This is a genomic window from Wolbachia endosymbiont (group A) of Gastracanthus pulcherrimus, assembly GCF_964028265.1.
Taxonomy (GTDB): Bacteria; Pseudomonadota; Alphaproteobacteria; order Rickettsiales; family Anaplasmataceae; genus Wolbachia; species Wolbachia pipientis.
Map to the genome: position 1 here is coordinate 1,104,995 of NZ_OZ034763.1, position 20,365 is coordinate 1,125,359.

The window sequence follows — 20,365 nt, forward strand, 5'->3', positions numbered from 1 at the left end:
TTTTCTGTTTAGTAAATTTCTTAATGTTTATAATTTAGATTAGTTGCGGCTTAAAAGCAACTAAATCGCGGTTATTAAGCGTTTAGAATAAAAAAACGCCATACTTGAAAGTATAATGTAAGTAATTAGCCAACCACGGGGCTTCTTTTGCCTTTTTTTTCGTTTGGTAAATTCCTTAATATTTATAGCTAAGAGAGCCCAAGAGAGGTGTCATTCCAGCGCGTGACGCTGGAATGGCTTTGTTGCATCGCTCTTCGGATAGTAGGTAACGTACAATAAATTCATGAAGCTATCTCAAACTTAGCCATGCCTATTTCAGTAAATTTGTTAAGCAAATAACACTTGAGTAGCAGTTCCTTCTCACGATTAATTTCAGATTTGCTCCTAAAACTAAACCCAAATATTCGCTTCAACCTTGAGAAAAATCCTTCAATATACGATCTTTTTCCGTAATTTACTTCTTCTTTCCATCTTTTTATACCATTCTCACCATGTAATTTCATTAACTGAATAGCGGCATTTCTATCAAGCATATAATCCAATTTTGGATGCTCTGCTGCGTTGTTTTTCGGAGGAATTTTCGTTTTTATACCATATTGATTACACAGCTTATAGAGCTTTTCTCTGTCATATGCCCTATCTGCATATAGTACTTTTATGACATACTGAAAATCGACTTCTTTTAGCAAATCACAAGCTCCATAGTGATCAGAGTAGACACCGTTACTGTATTTTACAGCTATGGCTTTTTTGCTGTTTGTATTCAACATTACATGCAATTTTCTTGTCTGTTCATAGCTGCGATACTTTCTATCTTCGCTATTTTCTTTGCTATGACCAGGAGTGTTGTTGTATATACTAATTCCTGTACTGTCTATAGCAATTTCGATATCTTCCATATTATTTTCTGCAATCATTGATCTTAATATTGAGTTTCTTAAACCTTCTTGATGATTGTGAATAGCTGATAACTTGCAAATTTTTCCCAATTTGCTCAAGGTATCCTGCTATAAACCCAACTGTTTGCCTCAGGCCTATTCTAAATAAACAAGTTATTATGTGCACCAAAATTACAACTTTATCGCTATAAATATTGTTGCCACCTGGTATTTTTGGACCATTCTCGTACCACTTTTCTATGGCTTCGTTGGTATAATGAAAAATATTTCCTCTTTTTTCTAGAAATTTGTTATATTCGCTATGGTTACTGACCCTCATTTTTTGTGGCATATTTTTTCTTCAACAGTTAAATCGCTATTTATAATGAATTTTGTCAGTAGCCACCAGATTTTTCAGTTGCTATGCAACAAAGCCCACTGGGATCCAGTTTTCCATATAATCTCATCGAAAATGTTGTAACCACTTTCTGTGCTAGTTTGCTTGCTTACAAGCAAACTTTCCTGGATCCCAGTGTCTGGGCACTGGGATGACATCATAGGGACACTGGGATTACACCCTGACAATCGTCATCCAGCTACTTGTTAGCGGCTAAGAGATACCGCGAATGAATCGCGGTATGACGGTTCGTGGCGGCATGACGATAACCTCGTCTCACTGCCATTAAGTTAAGGAAAAAAGATAGATTTTATGGGATAATGATGTATACCAATAAGTTTAAAGGTAGTATGAGTAAAAAAGGCAGTAATAAAATTTATTCAAAATGAATTGGCAAGTCTAGAATTTATAGAATCCCATAAATCATCTTCAAAAGATTTTATGAGAAAGAGGAAGTTATCTTTTATTGACATATTTATCTTAATTTTAAGAAAAAGTGTAAAGTCGCTGCAAGTAATACTAAACGAATTTATTTTATATAGGAAAAAAGACTATACCGTTACTGCTAGTGCTTTTAGTCAAGCAAGAAAAAAAATGAAACACAGTGCATTTTCAGAAATTAACGAAGGTGTGGTTTCCTTGTACTACCAAGACCAAAAATTTAAAACTTGTTTTGGCTTTAGAGTGTTAGCTCTTGATGCCTCCAAAATCATTTTACCAACAAGCGTTGAAATAAAAAATGAATTTGGCTCAAGAAAAATACGTAACCAAAAACCAAAAGATTTAGGTGATTATGCAAGTGCAACCTTTGCGGTTTGTTAAGATGTGCTAAATAATGTTGCCATAAGGTCAGTGTTAGATAGAGGTAACACTCATGAAATTAACTTAGCAGATGAAATGCTTAAAGTTGTAAATACTAATGACTTACTGATTTGTATATTTATCTTATAAATTTCTTTCTAGCCTTACAAAAAGAAAAATTGCTTATGTCATTCGATGTCCCAGATCATCTTTTAATGAAGTGAATGCTATGTTTGAAGAAAAAAGCCCATCTAGTGTTGAGGTTACCATATGTGCTCAGCGTAAGATAAAACAAGAAAATAGTGGAATAACGCTTCAAAGTGGTACTGCCATCTGGTGAAATTGAAGTGTTAGCTACATCATTAATGGATGAACAAAAGTTTCAAACTGGAGGATTTAAGGAGTTATATTTTTTACGCTGGGGAGTTGAGACATTTTTTGCAAAACTCAAAGGAAGACTAAGTCTAGAAAATTTTACAGGAAAAAGTGTTGAGTCTGTTAAACAGGATTTTTGGTCAGCTATCTTTATTAGCAACCTAGAAAGTGTTATGACAGAAGATGTAGAAGAAGCGTTGAATATGGACTTAACCGATGATAAGCTTAAGAGGAGCATTAACAAATCTGTCTCATTTAACGCGATCAAAAACTTGGCTTTCGACATTTTTGCTACGGAATCAGATACTGACTGCATTATGGATCAATTATCAAAGCTATTTTTGATGAACACTTTGGCGGTAAGAAAGGGAAGGAAAGTTGATCGTCATAAGGTACCTTATCTTCGTTCGTTCAATTACCAAAAAAGGGTTAGAAAACACATATTTTGACTAGAGGTAGTATTCATATCTTCTGATAATAACTGGGTAGCTTATTGCCATAGCTCCTGTAAAATGACTTCTAAACAAACTATTTCTTAAGTAATTTACACTTCAGAGTTTATCTGCTTTAAAGTTTACTCTATTCTGTTTCAGTATTTGTCATAAATCCTTAATTATTTCTGACTTTTTAGTTCAGTTTTTAACCATTCTTTCCTTAACTTAATGGCAGTGAACCTCGTCATCCCGCTACTTGTTAGCGGGATCTCTTGTTAGCGGCTGAGATACCGCGAATGAATCGCGGTATGACGGTTCGCGGCGGTATGGACGTAGGAAAACCTTTCTTGGGTCAGCTATAGAGACTCTCATCTTTAGCGAGCTTCAAGGTAATTGGTTGCTATTTGCGAAAATATTCGCATAATTTAAGTAACATTACTTAATAAAAATTAACTATGGAGCTTAATAAGATTGCAGCATCGATTTTACTTTCTGGGCTAATCATTATGATGGTTAGTAATGTAGTTGATATGCTTTACAGTCCAGAAGAATATAAGATTGAACACCAAACGATAGTAGCTGCTGGCAGCAATGAGTTCCAGCAAAAAATCGAGCAAGTGGCGCTTGATATTGGAGCGCTCATGCAGAATGCTAGCTTTGAGAAAGGTAAATCAGCAGCAAAAAAATGTATAGCCTGCCATAGTTTTGAGAAAGGTGGAATGAATAAAGTAGGACCAAACTTATGGAACATAGTTGGAAATAAAAAGGCCCATCTTGGTAACTCATTCAATTACTCAAAAGCAGTGCTTGAAAGAGGTGGAAAATGGGGGTATGAGGAGCTATTTGCCTTTTTAAAGAACCCAAAAGCCTATATAAAAGGTACACGTATGGCATTTGCAGGTATTTCCAATCCACAAGAAATTGCAGATCTAGTTAGTTATTTGCATCAATTGAGTGATAGCCCGGTTGCTTTGCCAAAGTAGTATGGATTATTGTAAATTGTTTGATGGAAATAATGGTCACATAGCATATCGAAAGCTACAAGGAAAGAAAGCTTCTGTAGTTTTTTTCGGTGGATTTGCATCCAATATGGATGGAACTAAAGCAACTGCTATTTACAAATTTTGCCAAGAAAATGACGTAGCACTTGTGCTATTTGATTATTTTGGTCACGGTCATTCAAGTGGTAATTTTATTGATTACACGATAAGTGATTGGCAAAAAAATTGTGCTAAAGTAATGAGTGAATTAACTAGCGATAAACAAATAATTATAGGTTCAAGTATGGGAGGATGGCTGATGTTGCTCACTGCCCTTCAATTTCCAGAAAAAATTGCAGCACTAATTGGTATATCGTCTGCTCCCGATTTTACTGAAGATTTGATATTCAAGCAATTGTCAGGCAAGCAAAAAGAAGAACTAGATTCTAAAGGTGTAATAGATTTTACTTCAGAGCATTGTACATACAAAATAACTAAAAATTTGATCGAAGATGGCAGAAAGAACCTTCTTTTAAACAAAAAGACAATAGAGATAAACTGTCCTGTGCGCTTGCTGCATAGCATTAATGATAAAGATGTTCCTTATCAAACTTCATTGAATTTAGTTGAAAAAATTAAGTCAACCGATGTTGAAGTACACTTAATAAAATCAGCAGAGCACAATATGTCTGACAATCATTCACTGGAAGTTTTATTTAAGACCATTAGAGAATTTTGTAACCAGACTGCATTCTGTGATTTTTAGCAAAACACGATTTTTCATTTGAGCTTTCTTCAACTTAAAATAAATACAGAAAATTGCTGCCTATAGCTAAACTGACTTAGATTTACCGACAATTTGAAAAACCGTCATCCCGCTACGTGTTAGCGGCTGAGATACCGCGGCGGTATGACGGTTCGCACCATCACACTTTGGAACCTTACAGATATTGAGCAAATCCAATAATATCCTTGATTTCTTTTATATTATGGGTTGCAATTTCTGCTGCTTTCTTTGTGCCTTTTTTTAATATTTCATGTAAATGGAATTGGTCTTTTAAAAGATCATTCATTTTCTCACGTATGGGTGATATAACACTGATAATTAAATCAGCTAACTCTTTTTTGAAGTGCTTCATGTCATGTTTGTTCACTTCTTCACATACTTTTTCCGCATTTACATTACTAAGCACTGAATAAATGTTTATCAAATTGCTTATTTCTGGTCGGCACTTTAAAGTAGCAAAGCCTAGAATTGAATCTGTTTTTGCTTTTTCTATTTTTTTGACAATTAAGTCATCCGTATCATCAAGGTTAATGCACGAATGTTCTGAAGGATCAGATTTACTCATCTTGCTTGTGCCATCCCTTAAGCTCATTATCCTTGATGTGCAATCCAAAGTTAAGATTTCAGGTACGATGAAATAATCCAGCTTATAATGATTGTTAAAAGCTGATGCAATATCACGTGCAAGCTCCAAATGCTGTTTTTGATCATCACCAACAGGAACGTATTTAGTTTGATACAACAATATATCTGCAGCCATAAGTACTGGATAACTATATAATCCAAGAGAGGCTTTTTGTTTATCGCTGCCAGCTTTATCTTTAAATTGAGTCATGCGATTAAGCCAACCAATTGGTGTATAGCATCCAAGCAGCCAGCCCAGTTCTGCATGACCACTAACTGTGGACTGACTAAAAATAATGGACTTTTCTGGATCTATTCCGCATGCAATATAAGCTGCTGCTGTTTTGAAAATATTACTTTTTAATTCACTTGCGGGAAGCTTATTTGCTGTGATTGCGTGTAGGTCGACAATAGAAAAAAGAGATTTGTATTTATCCTGTAAGTCTATCCACTGTTTGATTGCACCAAGATAATTACCTAAATGTAGTACGCCACTTGGCTGGATACCTGAAAAGACAATACTTGTCATTATACATTTACCTCATGCTAATCGCTTCCACAATCAGCAGATTTCTTAGAAAGAATAACCATTGCAGGACGGAGCAACCTATTTTTGATAGTATAACCAGTTTGTAGTACTTCTACAATGGTGCCAGGCTTTTTTTCATTGTCTTCTCTTTCCACAACAGCTTGGTGTAAATTACTATCAAAAAGCTCACCAAATGGATCTACTTCCTCTATTCCATGTTTTTTTAGATCATTTATAATTTTTTGATAAGCTACTTTAATCCCCTCATGAACAGGATCACCGTCTTTCAAAATTTCCATTACTCTTTTTAAATTGTCGCACGAGTCGATCATATCACGTGCAAGTTTTGTGACTGCGTAGTCACTTGCATCGCTAATTTGCTTTTGCATTATACGTTTGACGTTTTCATTATCTGCAACAGCACGGCGTAAATGATCTTCAAGCTGAACTGCACGTTCTTTTAATGTATTGAGATCTTCATTTAAATCATCAGTTTGCTTATGGTTATCACTTTGTTGGTCGTCACCTTTCTGCCTACTTACCATATCAGCAAACTTCTTCTTTTTCTCCTTACTGCTATCTGACATATCATTACCCTTAAGAATCTAATAAATATATAACAATTAATCTGAAAATATCAAGCGCCAGCTACATTCGTCTTTCTATGCTCGCATTTAAAAAGTTAATTAAAGTAGTTTTATAAAAAGAATCAGAAAAAGTACTAATATCATTTTGTGCCATATTAATGTAGTGTCTAGCTTTTTCCATAGAAAGCTGAATGGCATTATGGTGATTAATATAGTGTAATGCTTGGTCAAAATTGTGTCTAGCTGAAGAAAAGCATTTTTCCCAGAATGTTTGCTCTGCTGGACTGCCCTTTTCGTATGCTATAATAGCAGGTAAGGTGACTTTACCTTCGAAAAAGTCTTTTCCGACTTGTTTTCCAGAAGTGCCTTGATTAGCAGTATAATCGAGCATATCATCAACTATTTGAAATGCCATACCAAAATTAAAACCAAAATTCTTTAGCCTCTCTGTTTCGTCATTTGTTGCACCAGATACTGTTGATGCAGCTTCACAGCATGCAGAAAATAAAGATGCTGTCTTTTCTCCAATGATATCAAAATAATTTTCCCTGACTGTGTGGGGGTCAAAGCGTGCTTTCATCTGCTTTATTTCACCCTTCACAAGTAAATGCGATGCTTTAGATAAAATAGAGAGAATATTTAAATTTCCACACTCTATAAGCCATCTAAATGCTAGAGTCAACAATAGATCACCAACTAAAATGCTTGATTTATTTCCCCAAATCTTATTCGCTGTTTTAACTCCATGGCGTGCCTCACTTTCATCGAGCACATCATCATGAAGTAAAGTAGCATTGTGTATAAACTCTACCGATGCAGCAACGTTGATCCTATTCTCCCCAGAATAGTTTAGCATTTTACATATAATAAAAACTAGTTTAGGCCTTATTTTTTTTCCACCTGACCTAACAAGATGAGATATAATATCAGCAGCAAGCTTAGCATCTTCATCATTGACATTTTTGAAGACAAAGTCATTCATAGCTGACAAATCAGAAGATACAATATCGTCTAATTTATCGCTGTTTGTTAAATCAGTATTTAGCATTTTAAGAGACTTATGCCTCTTGCCCTTGTGCTTTCTCGTTCTCTACTTTCTTCTTTTCTGTTTTCTTTGGTTCTGTTTCTAAAGTTACTATGCCTTTTTTGATAAACCACAGTACTCTTTCAGTTGCCTGCGCGCCTACACTTAGCCAATGTTTTAACCTATCAGCTTTCACCACAACACGATTTTTATTGTCTTTTGGTAACATTGGATCATATTGTCCTATTTTCTCAATAAAACGCCCATCTCTTGGTGCTCGTGAATCAGCTACAACTATCCTATAAAAAGGGCGTTTCTTTGCGCCAAACCTCGCCAACCTTATTTTAACTGCCATGTTAACCTTTATTCATATATTAGCCACAATTTTATACAATGAGCCGTTTTAAGTCAAATGAATTATACAACTTTTGCACCTTATAATATAATTACCAATAATGTAGGGCAGTGCCGGGTGTACAGCTATACGAACATTCATTTGTGAAGGTAAATTGCACAGCAAATGGTGTCATTCCAGTGCTTGACACTGGAATCCAGCCTTTTTTTAATCATTAAAACGTTGTATTTTAACATAAAACGGCTACTTTTATGCTTACCAACTTAATAAAATTCCTGGATCCCAGTGTCTGGGCACTGGGATGACATCCTTTCTAGTGAAGATTGCTCTCAAATCGCAATGTTCGTACAGTTGTGTGTCTGGGCACTGGATGCGTTTGAAGCAACTTATAAGATTTTTGATTATATATCATCAAGTATAGCGTGATTAACTTCGACTTTATACTTTGATTCCAGATAGCTAATTAATTGCTCTTTTAGCGATATCATCACACGTTTTCCGGTGTCAAGCATGTTTAATTTGCCATTTGATGAATGCATTTCTTTTAGAACACCTATTATAATTTCATTATTGTATTGAATAGGATCTGTCACTGAACCAGTTGTTTTCATATTGAAAATCTCTTCTACAAAAGAAAAGGGGTAGTTTTGTTGATCCACTTTATTGCGGTGCATCTGCTGACCTTTAACTAATTCCACACCTTGAATTTCTTCCAAATCTGTTTTTTCTCTTAGTTGAACTGCAACCTCTTGCCCGAATTTAAACATTCTTTCTTTTATAAACTCACTACGCCAAAGCTCTACCGCTAATGCCTTGCCTTCTTCAAAACTTTGCAATTTGGGTGGAACGATATCGACGATTTTTACACTAACAACAGCGTCCCCAACGCCCTTAAAATAACCTTTCTGATCCTTTTCTCGCGAAAAAATGAAAGAAATCAAATCACCAGAATCTCCTACGTTATTACCGCTTTGATCTTTTCCACTCGCATCTACTGGACCAATAGTTTGTATAGGTAAATTATATTCACTCAATATTTCTTCAATTTCTGAACCATTGTATATCTTATAGTTCACTTGGTTTATGAAATCATTGACTCTTTCAAAAGACTTTTGGTTAGTTAGAACTGACTTTATGTCTTTTTTTAAATCAACTAAGTCTTCATCAGAGATTTGATGCGCACTTTCCACTTTTACTATGTGCCAACCAAAACTGCTTGCTAAAACTTCACTTACTTCACCTACTTTAAGAGCAAATACCTTCTCTCTCACGTCTTCTGGTAAAAAATCCTTAGTTATATTATTTACTCTAGTTTCCTCAAGTTTTGCTTTGCCAAACTCTTCTACTATCTGTTCAAAGCTTGTTTTACCCTCCTCAAATGCTCTTCTTGCTGTCTCAGCTTCTTCTTTGGTAGAAAATATTGCATTGAATATATCTCTTTGATTTTTAAGTTCTTGTTGTTCTATTATACCATCAACTTCTTCATCTGAGATCTTGATTTGATCTTCAAAATACTTTTGGCCTAGGGAAATATATTGCGCAGTTCGATACTCAGGATAATAAAAATGGGATTTATTTCTTTCGTACAAATCAAGTAAGGCTTGATCATCTGGTTCAGGAATGTTTGTAACTGCATCTTCAGTTATTTTAACAATATCAACTACTCTAGTTTGGTAGCGACTTTTGTATATCTGCTCATCAATTTTCTCGCCAAAAGTTACTGGATAATTATCTTTAAATAATGAAGTCATGAACATCATTGCAGGCAGGACTTTCTCTAGCTTTGCTATATACTCTTTCTCTGTCATATGCAGGTCATTTAGCGTTTCATAGAATTTATTTTTGTCAAATTCACCTTTATCATTTTGAAAGTATTTGGTGTTTTTAATATGGTTTTTTATAGATTCTTCTCCAACTGTCAACCCCAGCTCACTAGTTAGGTTAAACAATAGTTTTTGCTCTATAAGTGCGTTAAGCAAATCATATTTCAGCTTTTTTACTTGTTCTCTACTCGCATCAGATCCAGAAATTTGCTTTTCATAATTTTGATATAGTGATTTATACTCATCTGACGTTATAACTTCTTTTCCAACCCTAGCTACCTCTTCTTTTTCATCATCACCTGATAAAAGGTTGCCAATTCCCATGAAGATTAACAAGCAAGCTAAAAGGACAACGGTTACTTTAGTGAAAAAATTTTTAACATTCATTTTAAACCCAGTTAATTAATGATTAATTATAGAATAGTGATAATTTAATGCTTGTAAACCTGTTGCTTTATTAGCTAATATATATAATATTACAATATATTAACTTAAAATTTAACTCTCTAATCTTAAATAGGAACATATGTTTAACTGAGTTATACTATACCTTAGGAAGGGGAAATATTTTGTTTGAAATATGCTTAAAGGTAAGCGCATTTAATTAACTTAAGAGGTGGGAAGTGACAAACAAAAAGTTATTGAATGACAAAATTAATGCTTTTTTAGTTTTAATAGTTTATATTTTAGCTCTGTATAACAGTAAGGGATACTTTAAATGGGAGATGCTTTTTTGATGTCAATGGAATCTTCTAAGGGCAATAACGATAGAAATAAACAGTTTCTAGTGCAAATAGCTGCTTGGTTAGTAGACAACACTGGTTTAACTTTTAATCAAATAGCACAATGTTGCAGATTGGCCCTTGAAGAAGTACAAGACATAGCTGATGAGGAAATAGAAGTAGAAAAATATAACCCTATTATTTCTGGAATAATTACTGAAAAAGAAATCGATGATTGCAAAAAAAATCCAAATCGTGTACCAAATTTGATTATAAAAAATATAAAAAAAAGGAGTAAAGCGATTGGTAGCATTCTTGGCTTTGCCTCTACGGCAAGACGTAGAGATAAACCTGATGCGATTTATTATTTAGTAAAAAAATTTCCTATCTTGGACGATAACGTTATAGCTAAATTAATTAGTACAACAAATTACACAGTTGAGCAGGTAAGAGATGGATCTCATCGTAACATGCAAAATATAAAACCCCAAGATCCTGTACTACTCGGCTTATGTAGTCAAGAAAATTTAGAAGCAGAAGTGGAAAAAGCAAAAGTAGAAGAGGAGAAGCAAGAAAGGTTAAAAAAATATAAAGAATAGCTATTGAAAATCCTCAAATTTTTGTGTTTTGTTAACATTAAATTAACTTGACTTGCTAGTGTTTATTAGTATAATGTAAGTAAAGTACGGGGTTTAATGATAATTAAGCTTAATACGCACTGAAACTAACTCAGCCCAATTTATTATCTTATAGTCACATTTTAGGTTAGTAAGCATCAATTAAAATTTTTGGAGGATTATGACAACAATCAATGAAGATGTTTTGGCAAAAGGAAAGGTTAAAGCTCAACCTGAAAAAAGTGAGCAAATTTACAATAACGATACAGTAAAACAGATGGTTAATGAAGGTACTGAGAAAAACAGAAAAACATTAGATCTGAGCGAATTAAAAGAGAAAACAGCAGAAGAATTGTTAGAGTTAGCTGAAGGAAGAAAAATTTCAACTAACGGTAAAAGCAATGGTAGAATGCTAAAGCAGGAAATAATATTCAGCTTAATGAAAAAAATGAGTGAAGAAGGAGGCATAACCACAGGGAGTGGAATAGTGGAAATATTGCCTGATGGTTTTGGTTTCTTACGTTCAGCAAGTGCAAATTATGCCCCAAGTACCGATGATGTTTATATTTCTAACGGGCAAATAAAGAAGTTTAATTTACGTACAGGAGATATGGCATATGGAGAAATAAGGCCACCTGGTGATAAAGAGAGATATTTTACTTTAACTAAGGTTCAAAGTATAAACTCTACTGAAGTAAGTGAATTAAGAAAGTACGTCCATTTTGATAATTTGCTTCCTCTTTATCCTGAGGAAAGCATAGTACTTGAGTGTAATAATGGTGATGATAAAAAAGGCTTAAGCATGCGTGCTATAGATATAGTAGCTCCTCTTGGAAAAGGGCAAAGAGCGTTAGTAGTTGCTCCACCTCGCACAGGAAAAACTGTATTGCTTCAGCAAATGGCTAACTCTATAGCTATAAATCACCCTGAAGTAGAATTAATAGTGTTACTTATAGATGAAAGACCTGAAGAAGTAACAGATATGATACGTTCTGTAAAAGGTGAGGTAGTAAGTTCTACGTTCGATGAGCCTGCTTACCGTCACGTACAGCTTGCTGAAATAGTAATAGAAAAAGCTAAAAGAATGGTTGAGCATAAAAAAGATGTGGTAATTCTACTTGACAATATTACTAGACTTGCACGTGCTTATAATGTGGTTATTCCTTCGTCTGGGAAAGTTCTAACTGGTGGTGTAGATTCAAACGCACTGCAGAGACCAAAACGCTTTTTTGGAGCAGCTCGTAATATTGAGAATGGGGGTTCTTTAACTATAATCGCCACAGCTCTTATAGAGACTGGTTCAAAAATGGATGAAGTTATTTTTGAAGAGTTTAAAGGTACAGGAAATGCTGAGATCATACTTGATAGAAAACTTTCTGATAAACGTATATTTCCAGCTATTGATATTACAAAATCCGGAACAAGGAAGGAAGAGCTATTAGTTGATAAGGCTATACTAAATAAAATATGGGTGGTGCGTAGGATACTCAATCCTATGGGACCCGTTGAAGCAATGGAATTTTTACGTGACAAACTACTTTTAACAAAGAGCAATGCTGACTTTTTTAACTCCATGAATCACTAAAAGTAAGCCAGTTATGATGGATATGCTGAGCAAAAAGTAAAACGCTCTTATAGCTAAAATAATTTGGATTTACCAAAATATATTTATAGTTAAGTTGGCAATTTACCTTAAGTTAGCGCGTGACACTGGAATGACACCCTTGGTGGCAGACAGCTAAAGGAAAATATCAACTAGGTTTATAATCTATCACTACCGTGTTTGCAATTTTGTCGTGAAAAGCTTGTTTATGTTCATCACCTACTGCACATACTAAAACTAAGATTAGTATAGCTAAGAATAAAATGGGATTACAAAGTGATATGCAATAAATTATAAAAAGAGCTATAGTCCTTTTCATTGCTTGCATTGTAGTGATTGACTCAAATGTATCTTTGTCTTTTACGCGCATGCTAAATAACAAGTGTCCTGGAGTGCCGCCAAATTTTACTAGCATGAATATATGAAATATACATGGTATCATTAAAAATAAAGAAAATACAATCGTGGTGATTACAATTATTGCACCCATGATCCCTTGTATTGCGTGTGTAAGTGAGAAACCCACCGCCATTAAACCAAATGGTATTGCGATAAATAAAATACAATCAACTATAAATGCTAGAGTACGTCTTGTCATCGTTGAGTAGTTTACTTTTTTATCCATGTACTACCTATAAAGAAAAATATCAACTAGATTTATAGTCTATCACTACTGTTTTTGCAATTTTATCGTAAAAAGTCTGTTTGCGTTGATCAAATACTGCAAACAAAAATAAAATTAGCACAATTAAAAGATATAGAAAAGTATAACCATGATAATGCAGATGAAGCAAAAAGCGAAAAATAATCCAGATGCTTCCCTTAGAAATACATCTTATTGTTGCTTGCATAAGGGTAACATTTGTAAATGTATTAGCATCTTTAATATGCATACCACACAATAGTTTTCCTGGGGTACCACCAAGTTTTGTTACCATTAATATTTTGGATATTGTTAGTACTAATGTTGCGACCACTGTAGAAACTATAAATGGTATTTCTGTTGCTAGTTGTGCAAGTTCCTGAAAAGAGTCTTTATCTTGATCTTGTAATGATACGATGAATACACCATAGATAAAACCGAAGATAAAATGAGGGGAAAATATGATGAGGTCAAGTATTTCTGCTACAATACGCCTTGTAAATCCTACATAATTTACTTTAACATTTATTTCAGTATTCATAACCCCACCTATATTTCATAATATCATCATATAATATAAAAATACGTTATTAAATAACCGTAAATATACTAACTTGGGTAATATTAGCTACTTGTGCCACTCTATTATTTAAATTAATATTAAATCATTTATAACTAGGGAAGTTATGTCAACACCAATCACAGTTGCATATGGCGACGGTATCGGACCAGAAATCATGGAAGCGGTGCTGTCGATATTGCGCGAAGCAGAAGCGAAAATCTCAATAGATATTATTGAAATAGGGGAGCGTGTTTATAGTAAAGAATGGTCTCACGGAATTTCTCCAAGTGGTTGGGAATCAATTGAAAGGACAAAAATATTATTAAAATCTCCGACAACAACTCCTCAAGGTAAAGGCCACAAAAGCTTAAACGTTGCACTCAGAAAAAATCTAGGGTTGTATGCAAATATCAGACCATGCATTTCATATCATCCTGTTATAGAAAATAAATTCGATAAGTTTGATATCGTAGTAATACGTGAAAATGAAGAGGACGTTTACACCGGAATAGAGCACAGGCTCACTGGTGACTCTTACCAATGCACTAAAATTATTACTAGATCCGGCTCAGAAAAAATATGCAGGTACGCTTTTGAATATGCAAAAAAACATAGTAGAAAGAAGGTAACTTGTCTTACTAAAGATAACATAATGAAAATGACTGACGGAACTTTCCATGCGGCGTTTGATCGTATTGCAAAGGAATACCCGGACATAAAGGCAGAACATTATATAGTCGATATTGGGATGGCACGTGTTGCCACAGAACCGGAGAATTTCGATGTTATAGTAACCGAGAACTTATATGGCGATATATTATCGGACATTGTGGCGCAAACCTCTGGATCTGTTGGACTCGCTGGAAGTAGCAATATAGGTAATGAATATGCAATGTTTGAAGCAGTGCACGGTTCTGCTCCTGATATTGCAGGAAAAAACATAGCTAATCCTTCTGGACTTTTGAATGCTGCAGTGCATATGTTGGTCTACATCAGTCAAGTGAGTACTGCAAAACTAATTTACGATGCATGGCTCAAGACTTTGGAGGATGGAATACATACCGCCGATTTATATAAAGAGAAAAAGAGTAAACAGAAAATTGGTACCAAAGAATTTGCAGAAGCCGTTATAGATAATCTAGGAAAAAAACCGAAAACATTATCTGAGCTTACAGTCGGTAGCAGTACAAATAGCAAAATAAGTGAAATACAAAATAGCTATGAACAGGACTATAAAACCAAAAAGCTAGTAGGTAGTGATATAGCGCTTGCTTGGGACAAATCCAGCAACTTTGACCAAATAGTTAGGTTATTTGAATCGAGTAATCTGCAAATGATAGCAATATACTCAAAAGGTCTTGCGATTTGGCCAGGAAACTCAAAACCTTCAAGTGATCAAATAACCTGTAGGTTTATCGCAAATAATGAAAAGCAAGCTATTACAAATAGTGATGTGAATAACTTGCTAATCAAACTTGAAGAACACAATTTTGACGTGGTGAGAATGGACAAATTGTATTTGTATGATGGGAAAGAGGGGTTCTTTGTTTAAATATTTAAAAGAGGTGTGGTAAATGAAATGGACTCAAAAAAAGTAGAACTAATATTTGAAAAGTTTCAACAATCAAATCCTGCGCCAAAAATAGAGCTAAATTATACCAATCATTTTACGTTACTGGTTGCGATAGTTTTATCAGCGCGGACAACTGATGTAAGCGTTAATAAAATTACAAGAGAACTATTTAATATCGCTGATACGCCAGAAAAAATGCTGAGCTTTGGGCAGAGTGAGCTGAAAAAATGCATAAGCAGTATTGGTTTATATAATTCCAAAGCAAAAAATATAATCGGGCTTAGTAAAATATTGGTAGAACGATACAACAGCAAAGTACCTACTAATTTTGATGATTTGGTGTCTTTGCCTGGAGTGGGGAGAAAGAGCGCTAATGTGTTCTTAAATTCGGGGCTGGGCATTCCAACATTGGCAGTTGATACTCACGTTTTTAGAGTGAGCAATAGAATTGGGCTTGTGAAAGAAAAAGATGTGTTTAAAACAGAGCAATCTCTTTTAAATGTGGTTCCCAAAAAATACCTGCTTTATGCTCATCATTGGCTAGTTTTGCATGGTAGATATGTTTGCAAAGCACAGAAACCTTCGTGTGAAACGTGCATAATTCATGATTTATGTGAATTTGAGTGCAAAAGGTATAAAGTCTAGTATTTCTTCTTTTGTCATCCAAGTAGCTATAGAAACGAAAAAACTTACTTGACACATTTTGCTGGAATGATACAAGTTATTATTCAAACAACAGTTATGCAAGAGATCTGATTACATCTAAGCTAACAATGGACCACTAGATATATTACTAACCACGTTGACCTGATTCAATATTTTATTAGTGGGATTGAAATAATTTTCTATAAATTCCTTATATATAGCTGTTAACTTGTGTATATCGTTTACTGATACGCATTCGTTTATCTGATGTGCAGTTTTGTTGATTATACCAAATTCAATCACTGGACAAACATCTTTGATAAACGCAGCGTCAGATGTGCCACCACTTGTGCTCAACGCAGCATCAATACTGGTAACTTTATTTATTGCATCAAGCATAATATCAGTATTCCTATCGGGAGTAGAGAGGAAAACGTCCCTGCTGCTATGCATAAAAAGCTTATAATCGTTAGTTACACTAGAGCATATTTCATCAATCAGCTTATATAAGCCACCCGGTGTTTGTTCATTGTTATATCGAATGTTAAAACGTGTAGTTGCTGAGCCAGGTATTAGATTGCTAGTATTATTTCCAACATCGATAGTAGTAACTTCGCAATGTGAAGGCTGAAAATATTTATTACCATGATCAAAAGTAGTATTTTTTACCTTACTCAATATCGATATTACCTTATATATTGGATTGTCTGCTAGGTCTGGGTAGGCAACGTGCCCTTGTTTTCCATGGCAAATTAATTCAAATGTTACAGAACCTCTTCTGCCTATTTTTATGGTATCACCTAATTTCTTACTACTGGTTGGTTCGCCAACCACACAAAAATCTATCTTTTTCTGCTTATTTTTCATCCATTCCAAAACTGCCTTTGTTCCATATTCTTCCATGCTTTCTTCAGCACTGGTAATCAATGCACTTATCGAACCATTAAATTGAAACTTCTCTGCAATCAAATTTACCATAGCAGCAATAAATGCAGCTACTCCGCTTTTCATATCAGCGGCCCCTCTTCCATATAGCATTCCATCCCTCACTTCTGGATTAAATGGACCAAATGCCCAATCTTTTAACTGACCCGGTGGTACAACATCAACGTGCCCAGCAAAGCACAAATTTGGTACTCCATTTATATATTTCGCATAAAGATTTTTAACTTTATCACCAAATTCTAAAATCTCACAATCAAAGCCGCTCTTCTTGAAGATTGCTGCTATATACTCTATTGCCCCGCTGTCTTCTGGTGTTATACTCTCAAAAGAGATCAATTTCCTAGTTAGCTCTACAGGGTCAATTTTCATGTCAATCTTAAAATACTTATACTGCTATATTGTAAACACTCTATGCACTATTTAAAACAAATATTACATCAAACCGAACAAACTTTTCTAAGGGAAGTAATAACAGATTACTACCTTGCTGATGATATCTATGAAATATGCACACGACACGGAAATGACGTCTTTCTAGTTGCAGATAAAAATACAGCAAAACTTTTAAACAAAAACGTACTTAATAAAATTCCTAACTTAATTATTCCAGCTCCACCTGTCATTCCAGCGCGTGACACTGGAATCCATAAGTTGTTTTCCTGGATCCCAGTGTCAGCTACTTGCATGACACCAAGCAGAGCTGCCTCTCTTGAAACCGTAAATCTAGTTAGAAACAAAGCAAAAGACAGTGACTTAATAGTTGCATTTGGTAGCGGCACTGTTAACGATATCTGCAAATATGCAAGCTACCTCGAGAAAAAAGATTATATATCGTTCCCAACAGCCGCTTCTATGAATGGATATACCTCTGCAAATGCTTCAATATTAGTAAATGGATATAAAAAATCGTTCAAAGCACATCTTCCAAGAGCAGTATATATAGATATAGACATACTTGCCAATGCACCACTGCGTCTCACATTAAGCGGATTTGCAGATTTCATTTGTCGTTCAACAGTTCAGGCTGACTGGCTACTATCTCATTTGTTGCTTGGCACAGAATACAATGAATTACCTTTTACACTTGTTCGCGATTTGGAGCAAATTTTGCTAAGAGAGTATACGGCGCTTACTAAAAGAAGTAGAAAAGTGGTCCTATTACTTATGGAAGTTCTACTAATTTCAGGACTTGGAATGGTAATATCAAAAGGCAGCTATTCTGCAAGCCAAGGAGAGCATATGATAGCTCACGCAATGGAAATGGTAACAAGAGATCATTCCTTACTACATGGCGAAAAAATTGCTGTTACGACGATTACCATGGCTAATTTGCAGGAAAAGATATTATCAATACAAAACCCGATTATCAAACCGACCACTTTAGATGTAAAACATATAACTCAGTGCTTTGATAATATCGAATTTGTAAGAACTTTTGAACAGAAGCAAATTATGCAGCAAAAAATCCAAGAGATCATTTGTAAAGAATGGCATAATATTTCCAGTTTAATTAAGCAAAATTTACTACCTGCAAAACACCTGCAAAAAATATTTGAAGATCTATCAATTCCACACTTACCAGAGCACCTCAGTTGGAATAAAGAACAATATTGTAAAGTGGTCGATCTTGCGTTTACAACAAGAGATAGATTCACCTTTCTTGACTTAGCTAACTGCATAGAAGAAAGTTAAGTTTTGTAGTGAAATTCTGTCATTTAAAGAGATCATAGGCCAAAAGCTAAACCCTTTTCACAATCTCTTATCCATTGTCTCCTCACCTGAGTGGATATACAACTCATTCCAAGTAACTGACACTGGGTTTCACCAATAGCACTGCTTTGCTAAACATAGTTTAGTTCGAGTGGCTGAGGAGGGACTTGAACCCCCGACCAAGAGATTATGATCCTCCTGCTCTACCAACTGAGCTACTCAGCCTAATTAAAAACCTTATTATATACACGATCTATATGTTTCGTATAATACTTCAAATCAAACAAAGATTCAAGTTTTTCCGAGTTAATAACCTTAAGTAAGGGTTTATCTTGTTTCAATTCGGCCAGAAAATCACTGTTGTTTTGTTTCACTTTCATTGCATTGCTCTGAACAATTTTATACGCCTCTTCCCTCGCCAAACCACTATTTACTAACTCAAGCAATACACGCTGTGAGAAAACTAAACCTTTTGAAGAATTTAAGTTCTTTTCAATGTTTTCCTTATTGATCACCAATTTATCTATCAAATCTGTTAATCGCACTAAAGCAAAATCCATTGTTATACAAGCATCAGGAGCAATGCATCTTTCCACAGACGAGTGTGATATATCACGTTCGTGCCACAATGCAACATTTTCTAACGCAGGAAAAACATAACTGCGTATTAAACGTGAGAGTCCAGTCAGATTTTCACTTAAAATAGGATTACATTTGTGTGGCATAGCAGAGCTTCCCTTCTGCCCAGTGGAAAAATGCTCAGAAATTTCGCCGATTTCAGTTCTTTGCAAATGACGAATTTCAACAGCAACATTTTCTATTGAGCTTGCAATCACTCCCAAAACTGAAAAGAACATAGCATGTCTATCACGAGGAATGACTTGAGACGATATGATTTCAGGTATGAGTCCTATTTCTTTCGCTACATATTCTTCAACAAACGGATCAACATTTGCAAAATTGCCTACTGCACCTGATATTTTACAAATTGAGATCTCTTTTTGCGCGCTAATTAATCTCTGATAATTGCGTTTAAATTCAGCATAAAATCTGGCAAATTTTATTCCAAGAGTTGTTGGTTCTGCATGCATTCCGTGACTGCGTCCAACACAAACAATATCTTTATAGTCCTCAGCTTTTTTTTTCAATGCTGCAAGTAAATTTTTTAGATTCTCGAGCAAAATATCACAGGACTCTTTCAGTTGCACCGCAAGGCATGTATCCAAAACATCAGAACTTGTCATTCCATAATGAAGATAACGAACATCAACTCCCGCTTTTTTAGCAATATATGTCAGAAAAGCTATAACATCATGTTTTACAATGGATTCAATTTCGTTGATACATTCAACATCAAATTCAATAGCACCAGAGAGGTTCTCAGCAATATTATTCGGAATCACTCCTAACTTTGCTTGAGCTTCACACGCTAATTTTTCTATTTTAAGCCATATATTAAATTTATTATTTTCCTCCCAAATGGAAGACATTTCTTTTCTGCTATAGCGGGGAATCATTTTTGATTTATTCCAATAATGGTGTCATTCCAGTGCGTGACACTGGAATCCAGGTATAAAAGTATTTGCAAATTATTCAATGGACAACGGATTCTAGAAGCATAAAATAATGTCCATGATGAAATAAACTGGATCCCAGTGTCACGCACTGGGATGACATGAGGGAAGCACTGGGATGACACCAGCTTAGCCATGGCAGACATTTCTTTACGACTATAACAAGGGATCATCTTT

20 protein-coding genes, 1 tRNA gene and 1 pseudogene are annotated in these 20,365 nt (G+C 34.8%); 8 read left to right on the plus strand and 14 right to left on the minus strand.

The window, feature by feature from the left end:
- Positions 1 to 281: 281 nt before the first annotated feature.
- The 3 genes from ABWU47_RS05735 to ABWU47_RS05745 form a co-directional block, all read right to left on the minus strand.
- Positions 282 to 917 (minus strand): transposase, encoded by a 636-nt coding sequence (locus tag ABWU47_RS05735; RefSeq protein WP_082246250.1) that lies wholly within the window; start codon positions 915 to 917, stop codon positions 282 to 284.
- Entirely contained in the window at positions 901 to 1,230 is a 330-nt protein-coding gene (locus ABWU47_RS05740) for a transposase (RefSeq protein ID WP_049973609.1), read from the minus strand. Before ABWU47_RS05740 ends, ABWU47_RS05735 begins: the two co-directional genes overlap by 17 nt.
- Before the next feature lie 62 nt (positions 1,231 to 1,292).
- A complete protein-coding gene (locus tag ABWU47_RS05745; RefSeq protein ID WP_353285624.1) occupies positions 1,293 to 1,433 on the minus strand; it encodes a hypothetical protein in 141 nt (46 codons plus the stop codon).
- Positions 1,434 to 1,644: 211 nt separating this feature from the next.
- Here ABWU47_RS05745 and ABWU47_RS05750 point away from each other — a divergent pair.
- The 3 genes and pseudogenes from ABWU47_RS05750 to ABWU47_RS05760 all read left to right on the plus strand — a co-directional run bounded on the left by ABWU47_RS05750 (position 1,645) and on the right by ABWU47_RS05760 (position 4,631).
- A pseudogene (locus tag ABWU47_RS05750) lies at positions 1,645 to 2,900 on the plus strand (IS4 family transposase).
- A 440-nt stretch (positions 2,901 to 3,340) separates the two neighbouring features.
- Positions 3,341 to 3,868, plus strand: a complete 528-nt coding sequence (locus ABWU47_RS05755) for a c-type cytochrome (protein WP_077190395.1) — start codon at positions 3,341 to 3,343, stop codon at positions 3,866 to 3,868.
- A gap of 1 nt (position 3,869) precedes the next feature.
- Complete coding sequence (locus tag ABWU47_RS05760; RefSeq protein ID WP_077188212.1) at positions 3,870 to 4,631, plus strand: alpha/beta hydrolase; 762 nt, start codon at positions 3,870 to 3,872, stop codon at positions 4,629 to 4,631.
- Positions 4,632 to 4,806: 175 nt separating this feature from the next.
- Here the strand turns inward: ABWU47_RS05760 and trpS are convergent, their stop codons facing one another.
- From trpS to ABWU47_RS05785, 5 genes are all read right to left on the minus strand, one after another.
- Positions 4,807 to 5,805 (minus strand): tryptophan--tRNA ligase, encoded by a 999-nt coding sequence (trpS, locus tag ABWU47_RS05765; RefSeq protein ID WP_006279388.1) that lies wholly within the window; start codon positions 5,803 to 5,805, stop codon positions 4,807 to 4,809.
- Between the two features lie 17 nt (positions 5,806 to 5,822).
- Complete coding sequence (locus tag ABWU47_RS05770; RefSeq protein WP_006279387.1) at positions 5,823 to 6,392, minus strand: nucleotide exchange factor GrpE; 570 nt, start codon at positions 6,390 to 6,392, stop codon at positions 5,823 to 5,825.
- 61 nt (positions 6,393 to 6,453) lie between these two features.
- Positions 6,454 to 7,440, minus strand: coding sequence for a polyprenyl synthetase family protein (locus ABWU47_RS05775; RefSeq protein WP_077188213.1), 987 nt, complete (start codon positions 7,438 to 7,440; stop codon positions 6,454 to 6,456).
- Between the two features lie 10 nt (positions 7,441 to 7,450).
- The gene (gene rpsP / locus ABWU47_RS05780) at positions 7,451 to 7,771 is read right to left on the minus strand and encodes a 30S ribosomal protein S16 (RefSeq protein ID WP_006279266.1); all 321 of its coding nucleotides are present in this window, start codon (positions 7,769 to 7,771) and stop codon (positions 7,451 to 7,453) included.
- A gap of 401 nt (positions 7,772 to 8,172) precedes the next feature.
- Positions 8,173 to 9,981: a peptidylprolyl isomerase gene (locus tag ABWU47_RS05785; RefSeq protein WP_236514542.1), complete on the minus strand. Its 1,809-nt coding sequence runs from the start codon at positions 9,979 to 9,981 to the stop codon at positions 8,173 to 8,175.
- Positions 9,982 to 10,312: 331 nt separating this feature from the next.
- Here ABWU47_RS05785 and ABWU47_RS05790 point away from each other — a divergent pair, with 331 nt between their 5' ends.
- Entirely contained in the window at positions 10,313 to 10,915 is a 603-nt protein-coding gene (locus tag ABWU47_RS05790) for a cell cycle transcriptional regulator TrcR (protein ID WP_353285625.1), read from the plus strand.
- 199 nt (positions 10,916 to 11,114) lie between these two features.
- The gene (gene rho, locus ABWU47_RS05795) at positions 11,115 to 12,518 is read left to right on the plus strand and encodes a transcription termination factor Rho (RefSeq protein ID WP_006279801.1); all 1,404 of its coding nucleotides are present in this window, start codon (positions 11,115 to 11,117) and stop codon (positions 12,516 to 12,518) included.
- Positions 12,519 to 12,684: 166 nt separating this feature from the next.
- Here rho and ABWU47_RS05800 read toward each other — a convergent pair whose 3' ends face one another.
- Both ABWU47_RS05800 and ABWU47_RS05805 read right to left on the minus strand, forming a co-directional pair.
- On the minus strand, positions 12,685 to 13,161 hold the full coding sequence (locus ABWU47_RS05800) for an RDD family protein (RefSeq protein WP_006279800.1): 477 nt from the start codon (positions 13,159 to 13,161) through the stop codon (positions 12,685 to 12,687).
- A gap of 22 nt (positions 13,162 to 13,183) precedes the next feature.
- Entirely contained in the window at positions 13,184 to 13,720 is a 537-nt protein-coding gene (locus tag ABWU47_RS05805; RefSeq protein ID WP_006279799.1) for an RDD family protein, read from the minus strand.
- Between the two features lie 145 nt (positions 13,721 to 13,865).
- On the opposite strand from ABWU47_RS05805, the gene icd reads away from it, so the two are divergent.
- Together icd and nth are read left to right on the plus strand one after the other, a co-directional pair.
- A complete protein-coding gene (gene icd / locus ABWU47_RS05810; protein ID WP_006279798.1) occupies positions 13,866 to 15,293 on the plus strand; it encodes an isocitrate dehydrogenase in 1,428 nt (475 codons plus the stop codon).
- 27 nt (positions 15,294 to 15,320) lie between these two features.
- Complete coding sequence (gene nth / locus ABWU47_RS05815) at positions 15,321 to 15,959, plus strand: endonuclease III (RefSeq protein WP_006279797.1); 639 nt, start codon at positions 15,321 to 15,323, stop codon at positions 15,957 to 15,959.
- A 117-nt stretch (positions 15,960 to 16,076) separates the two neighbouring features.
- Here nth and dapE read toward each other — a convergent pair whose 3' ends face one another.
- Positions 16,077 to 17,273, minus strand: coding sequence for a succinyl-diaminopimelate desuccinylase (gene dapE / locus ABWU47_RS05820; RefSeq protein WP_006279795.1), 1,197 nt, complete (start codon positions 17,271 to 17,273; stop codon positions 16,077 to 16,079).
- A gap of 42 nt (positions 17,274 to 17,315) precedes the next feature.
- On the opposite strand from dapE, the gene ABWU47_RS05825 reads away from it, so the two are divergent.
- Positions 17,316 to 18,596: an iron-containing alcohol dehydrogenase gene (locus tag ABWU47_RS05825; protein ID WP_006279794.1), complete on the plus strand. Its 1,281-nt coding sequence runs from the start codon at positions 17,316 to 17,318 to the stop codon at positions 18,594 to 18,596.
- Positions 18,597 to 18,766: 170 nt separating this feature from the next.
- On the opposite strand, the gene ABWU47_RS05830 is transcribed toward ABWU47_RS05825, so the two are convergent.
- From ABWU47_RS05830 to ABWU47_RS05840, 3 genes are all read right to left on the minus strand, one after another.
- A tRNA-Met gene (locus tag ABWU47_RS05830) sits at positions 18,767 to 18,839 on the minus strand.
- Complete coding sequence (gene purB / locus ABWU47_RS05835) at positions 18,839 to 20,131, minus strand: adenylosuccinate lyase (protein WP_012673216.1); 1,293 nt, start codon at positions 20,129 to 20,131, stop codon at positions 18,839 to 18,841. The genes ABWU47_RS05830 and purB overlap by 1 nt, the downstream gene beginning before the upstream one ends.
- Positions 20,128 to 20,361: a hypothetical protein gene (locus tag ABWU47_RS05840; protein WP_077188215.1), complete on the minus strand. Its 234-nt coding sequence runs from the start codon at positions 20,359 to 20,361 to the stop codon at positions 20,128 to 20,130. The genes purB and ABWU47_RS05840 overlap by 4 nt, the downstream gene beginning before the upstream one ends.
- Between the last annotated feature and the right edge of the window lie 4 nt (positions 20,362 to 20,365).

Coding starts and splice junctions, on each gene's coding strand:
- ABWU47_RS05735 (WP_082246250.1), bottom strand. CDS start 917: ATGATTGCAGAAAATAATATGGAAGATATCGAAATTGCTATAGACAGT.
- ABWU47_RS05740 (WP_049973609.1), bottom strand. CDS start 1,230: ATGCCACAAAAAATGAGGGTCAGTAACCATAGCGAATATAACAAATTT.
- ABWU47_RS05775 (WP_077188213.1), bottom strand. CDS start 7,440: ATGCTAAATACTGATTTAACAAACAGCGATAAATTAGACGATATTGTA.
- ABWU47_RS05785 (WP_236514542.1), bottom strand. CDS start 9,981: ATGAATGTTAAAAATTTTTTCACTAAAGTAACCGTTGTCCTTTTAGCT.
- ABWU47_RS05840 (WP_077188215.1), bottom strand. CDS start 20,361: ATGATCCCTTGTTATAGTCGTAAAGAAATGTCTGCCATGGCTAAGCTG.
- ABWU47_RS05790 (WP_353285625.1), top strand. CDS start 10,313: ATGGGAGATGCTTTTTTGATGTCAATGGAATCTTCTAAGGGCAATAAC.
- ABWU47_RS05800 (WP_006279800.1), bottom strand. CDS start 13,161: ATGGATAAAAAAGTAAACTACTCAACGATGACAAGACGTACTCTAGCA.
- ABWU47_RS05760 (WP_077188212.1), top strand. CDS start 3,870: ATGGATTATTGTAAATTGTTTGATGGAAATAATGGTCACATAGCATAT.
- ABWU47_RS05825 (WP_006279794.1), top strand. CDS start 17,316: ATGCACTATTTAAAACAAATATTACATCAAACCGAACAAACTTTTCTA.
- ABWU47_RS05770 (WP_006279387.1), bottom strand. CDS start 6,392: ATGTCAGATAGCAGTAAGGAGAAAAAGAAGAAGTTTGCTGATATGGTA.
- purB (WP_012673216.1), bottom strand. CDS start 20,131: ATGATTCCCCGCTATAGCAGAAAAGAAATGTCTTCCATTTGGGAGGAA.
- ABWU47_RS05755 (WP_077190395.1), top strand. CDS start 3,341: ATGGAGCTTAATAAGATTGCAGCATCGATTTTACTTTCTGGGCTAATC.
- ABWU47_RS05745 (WP_353285624.1), bottom strand. CDS start 1,433: ATGTCATCCCAGTGCCCAGACACTGGGATCCAGGAAAGTTTGCTTGTA.
- trpS (WP_006279388.1), bottom strand. CDS start 5,805: ATGACAAGTATTGTCTTTTCAGGTATCCAGCCAAGTGGCGTACTACAT.
- dapE (WP_006279795.1), bottom strand. CDS start 17,273: ATGAAAATTGACCCTGTAGAGCTAACTAGGAAATTGATCTCTTTTGAG.
- rpsP (WP_006279266.1), bottom strand. CDS start 7,771: ATGGCAGTTAAAATAAGGTTGGCGAGGTTTGGCGCAAAGAAACGCCCT.
- nth (WP_006279797.1), top strand. CDS start 15,321: ATGGACTCAAAAAAAGTAGAACTAATATTTGAAAAGTTTCAACAATCA.
- ABWU47_RS05805 (WP_006279799.1), bottom strand. CDS start 13,720: ATGAATACTGAAATAAATGTTAAAGTAAATTATGTAGGATTTACAAGG.
- icd (WP_006279798.1), top strand. CDS start 13,866: ATGTCAACACCAATCACAGTTGCATATGGCGACGGTATCGGACCAGAA.
- rho (WP_006279801.1), top strand. CDS start 11,115: ATGACAACAATCAATGAAGATGTTTTGGCAAAAGGAAAGGTTAAAGCT.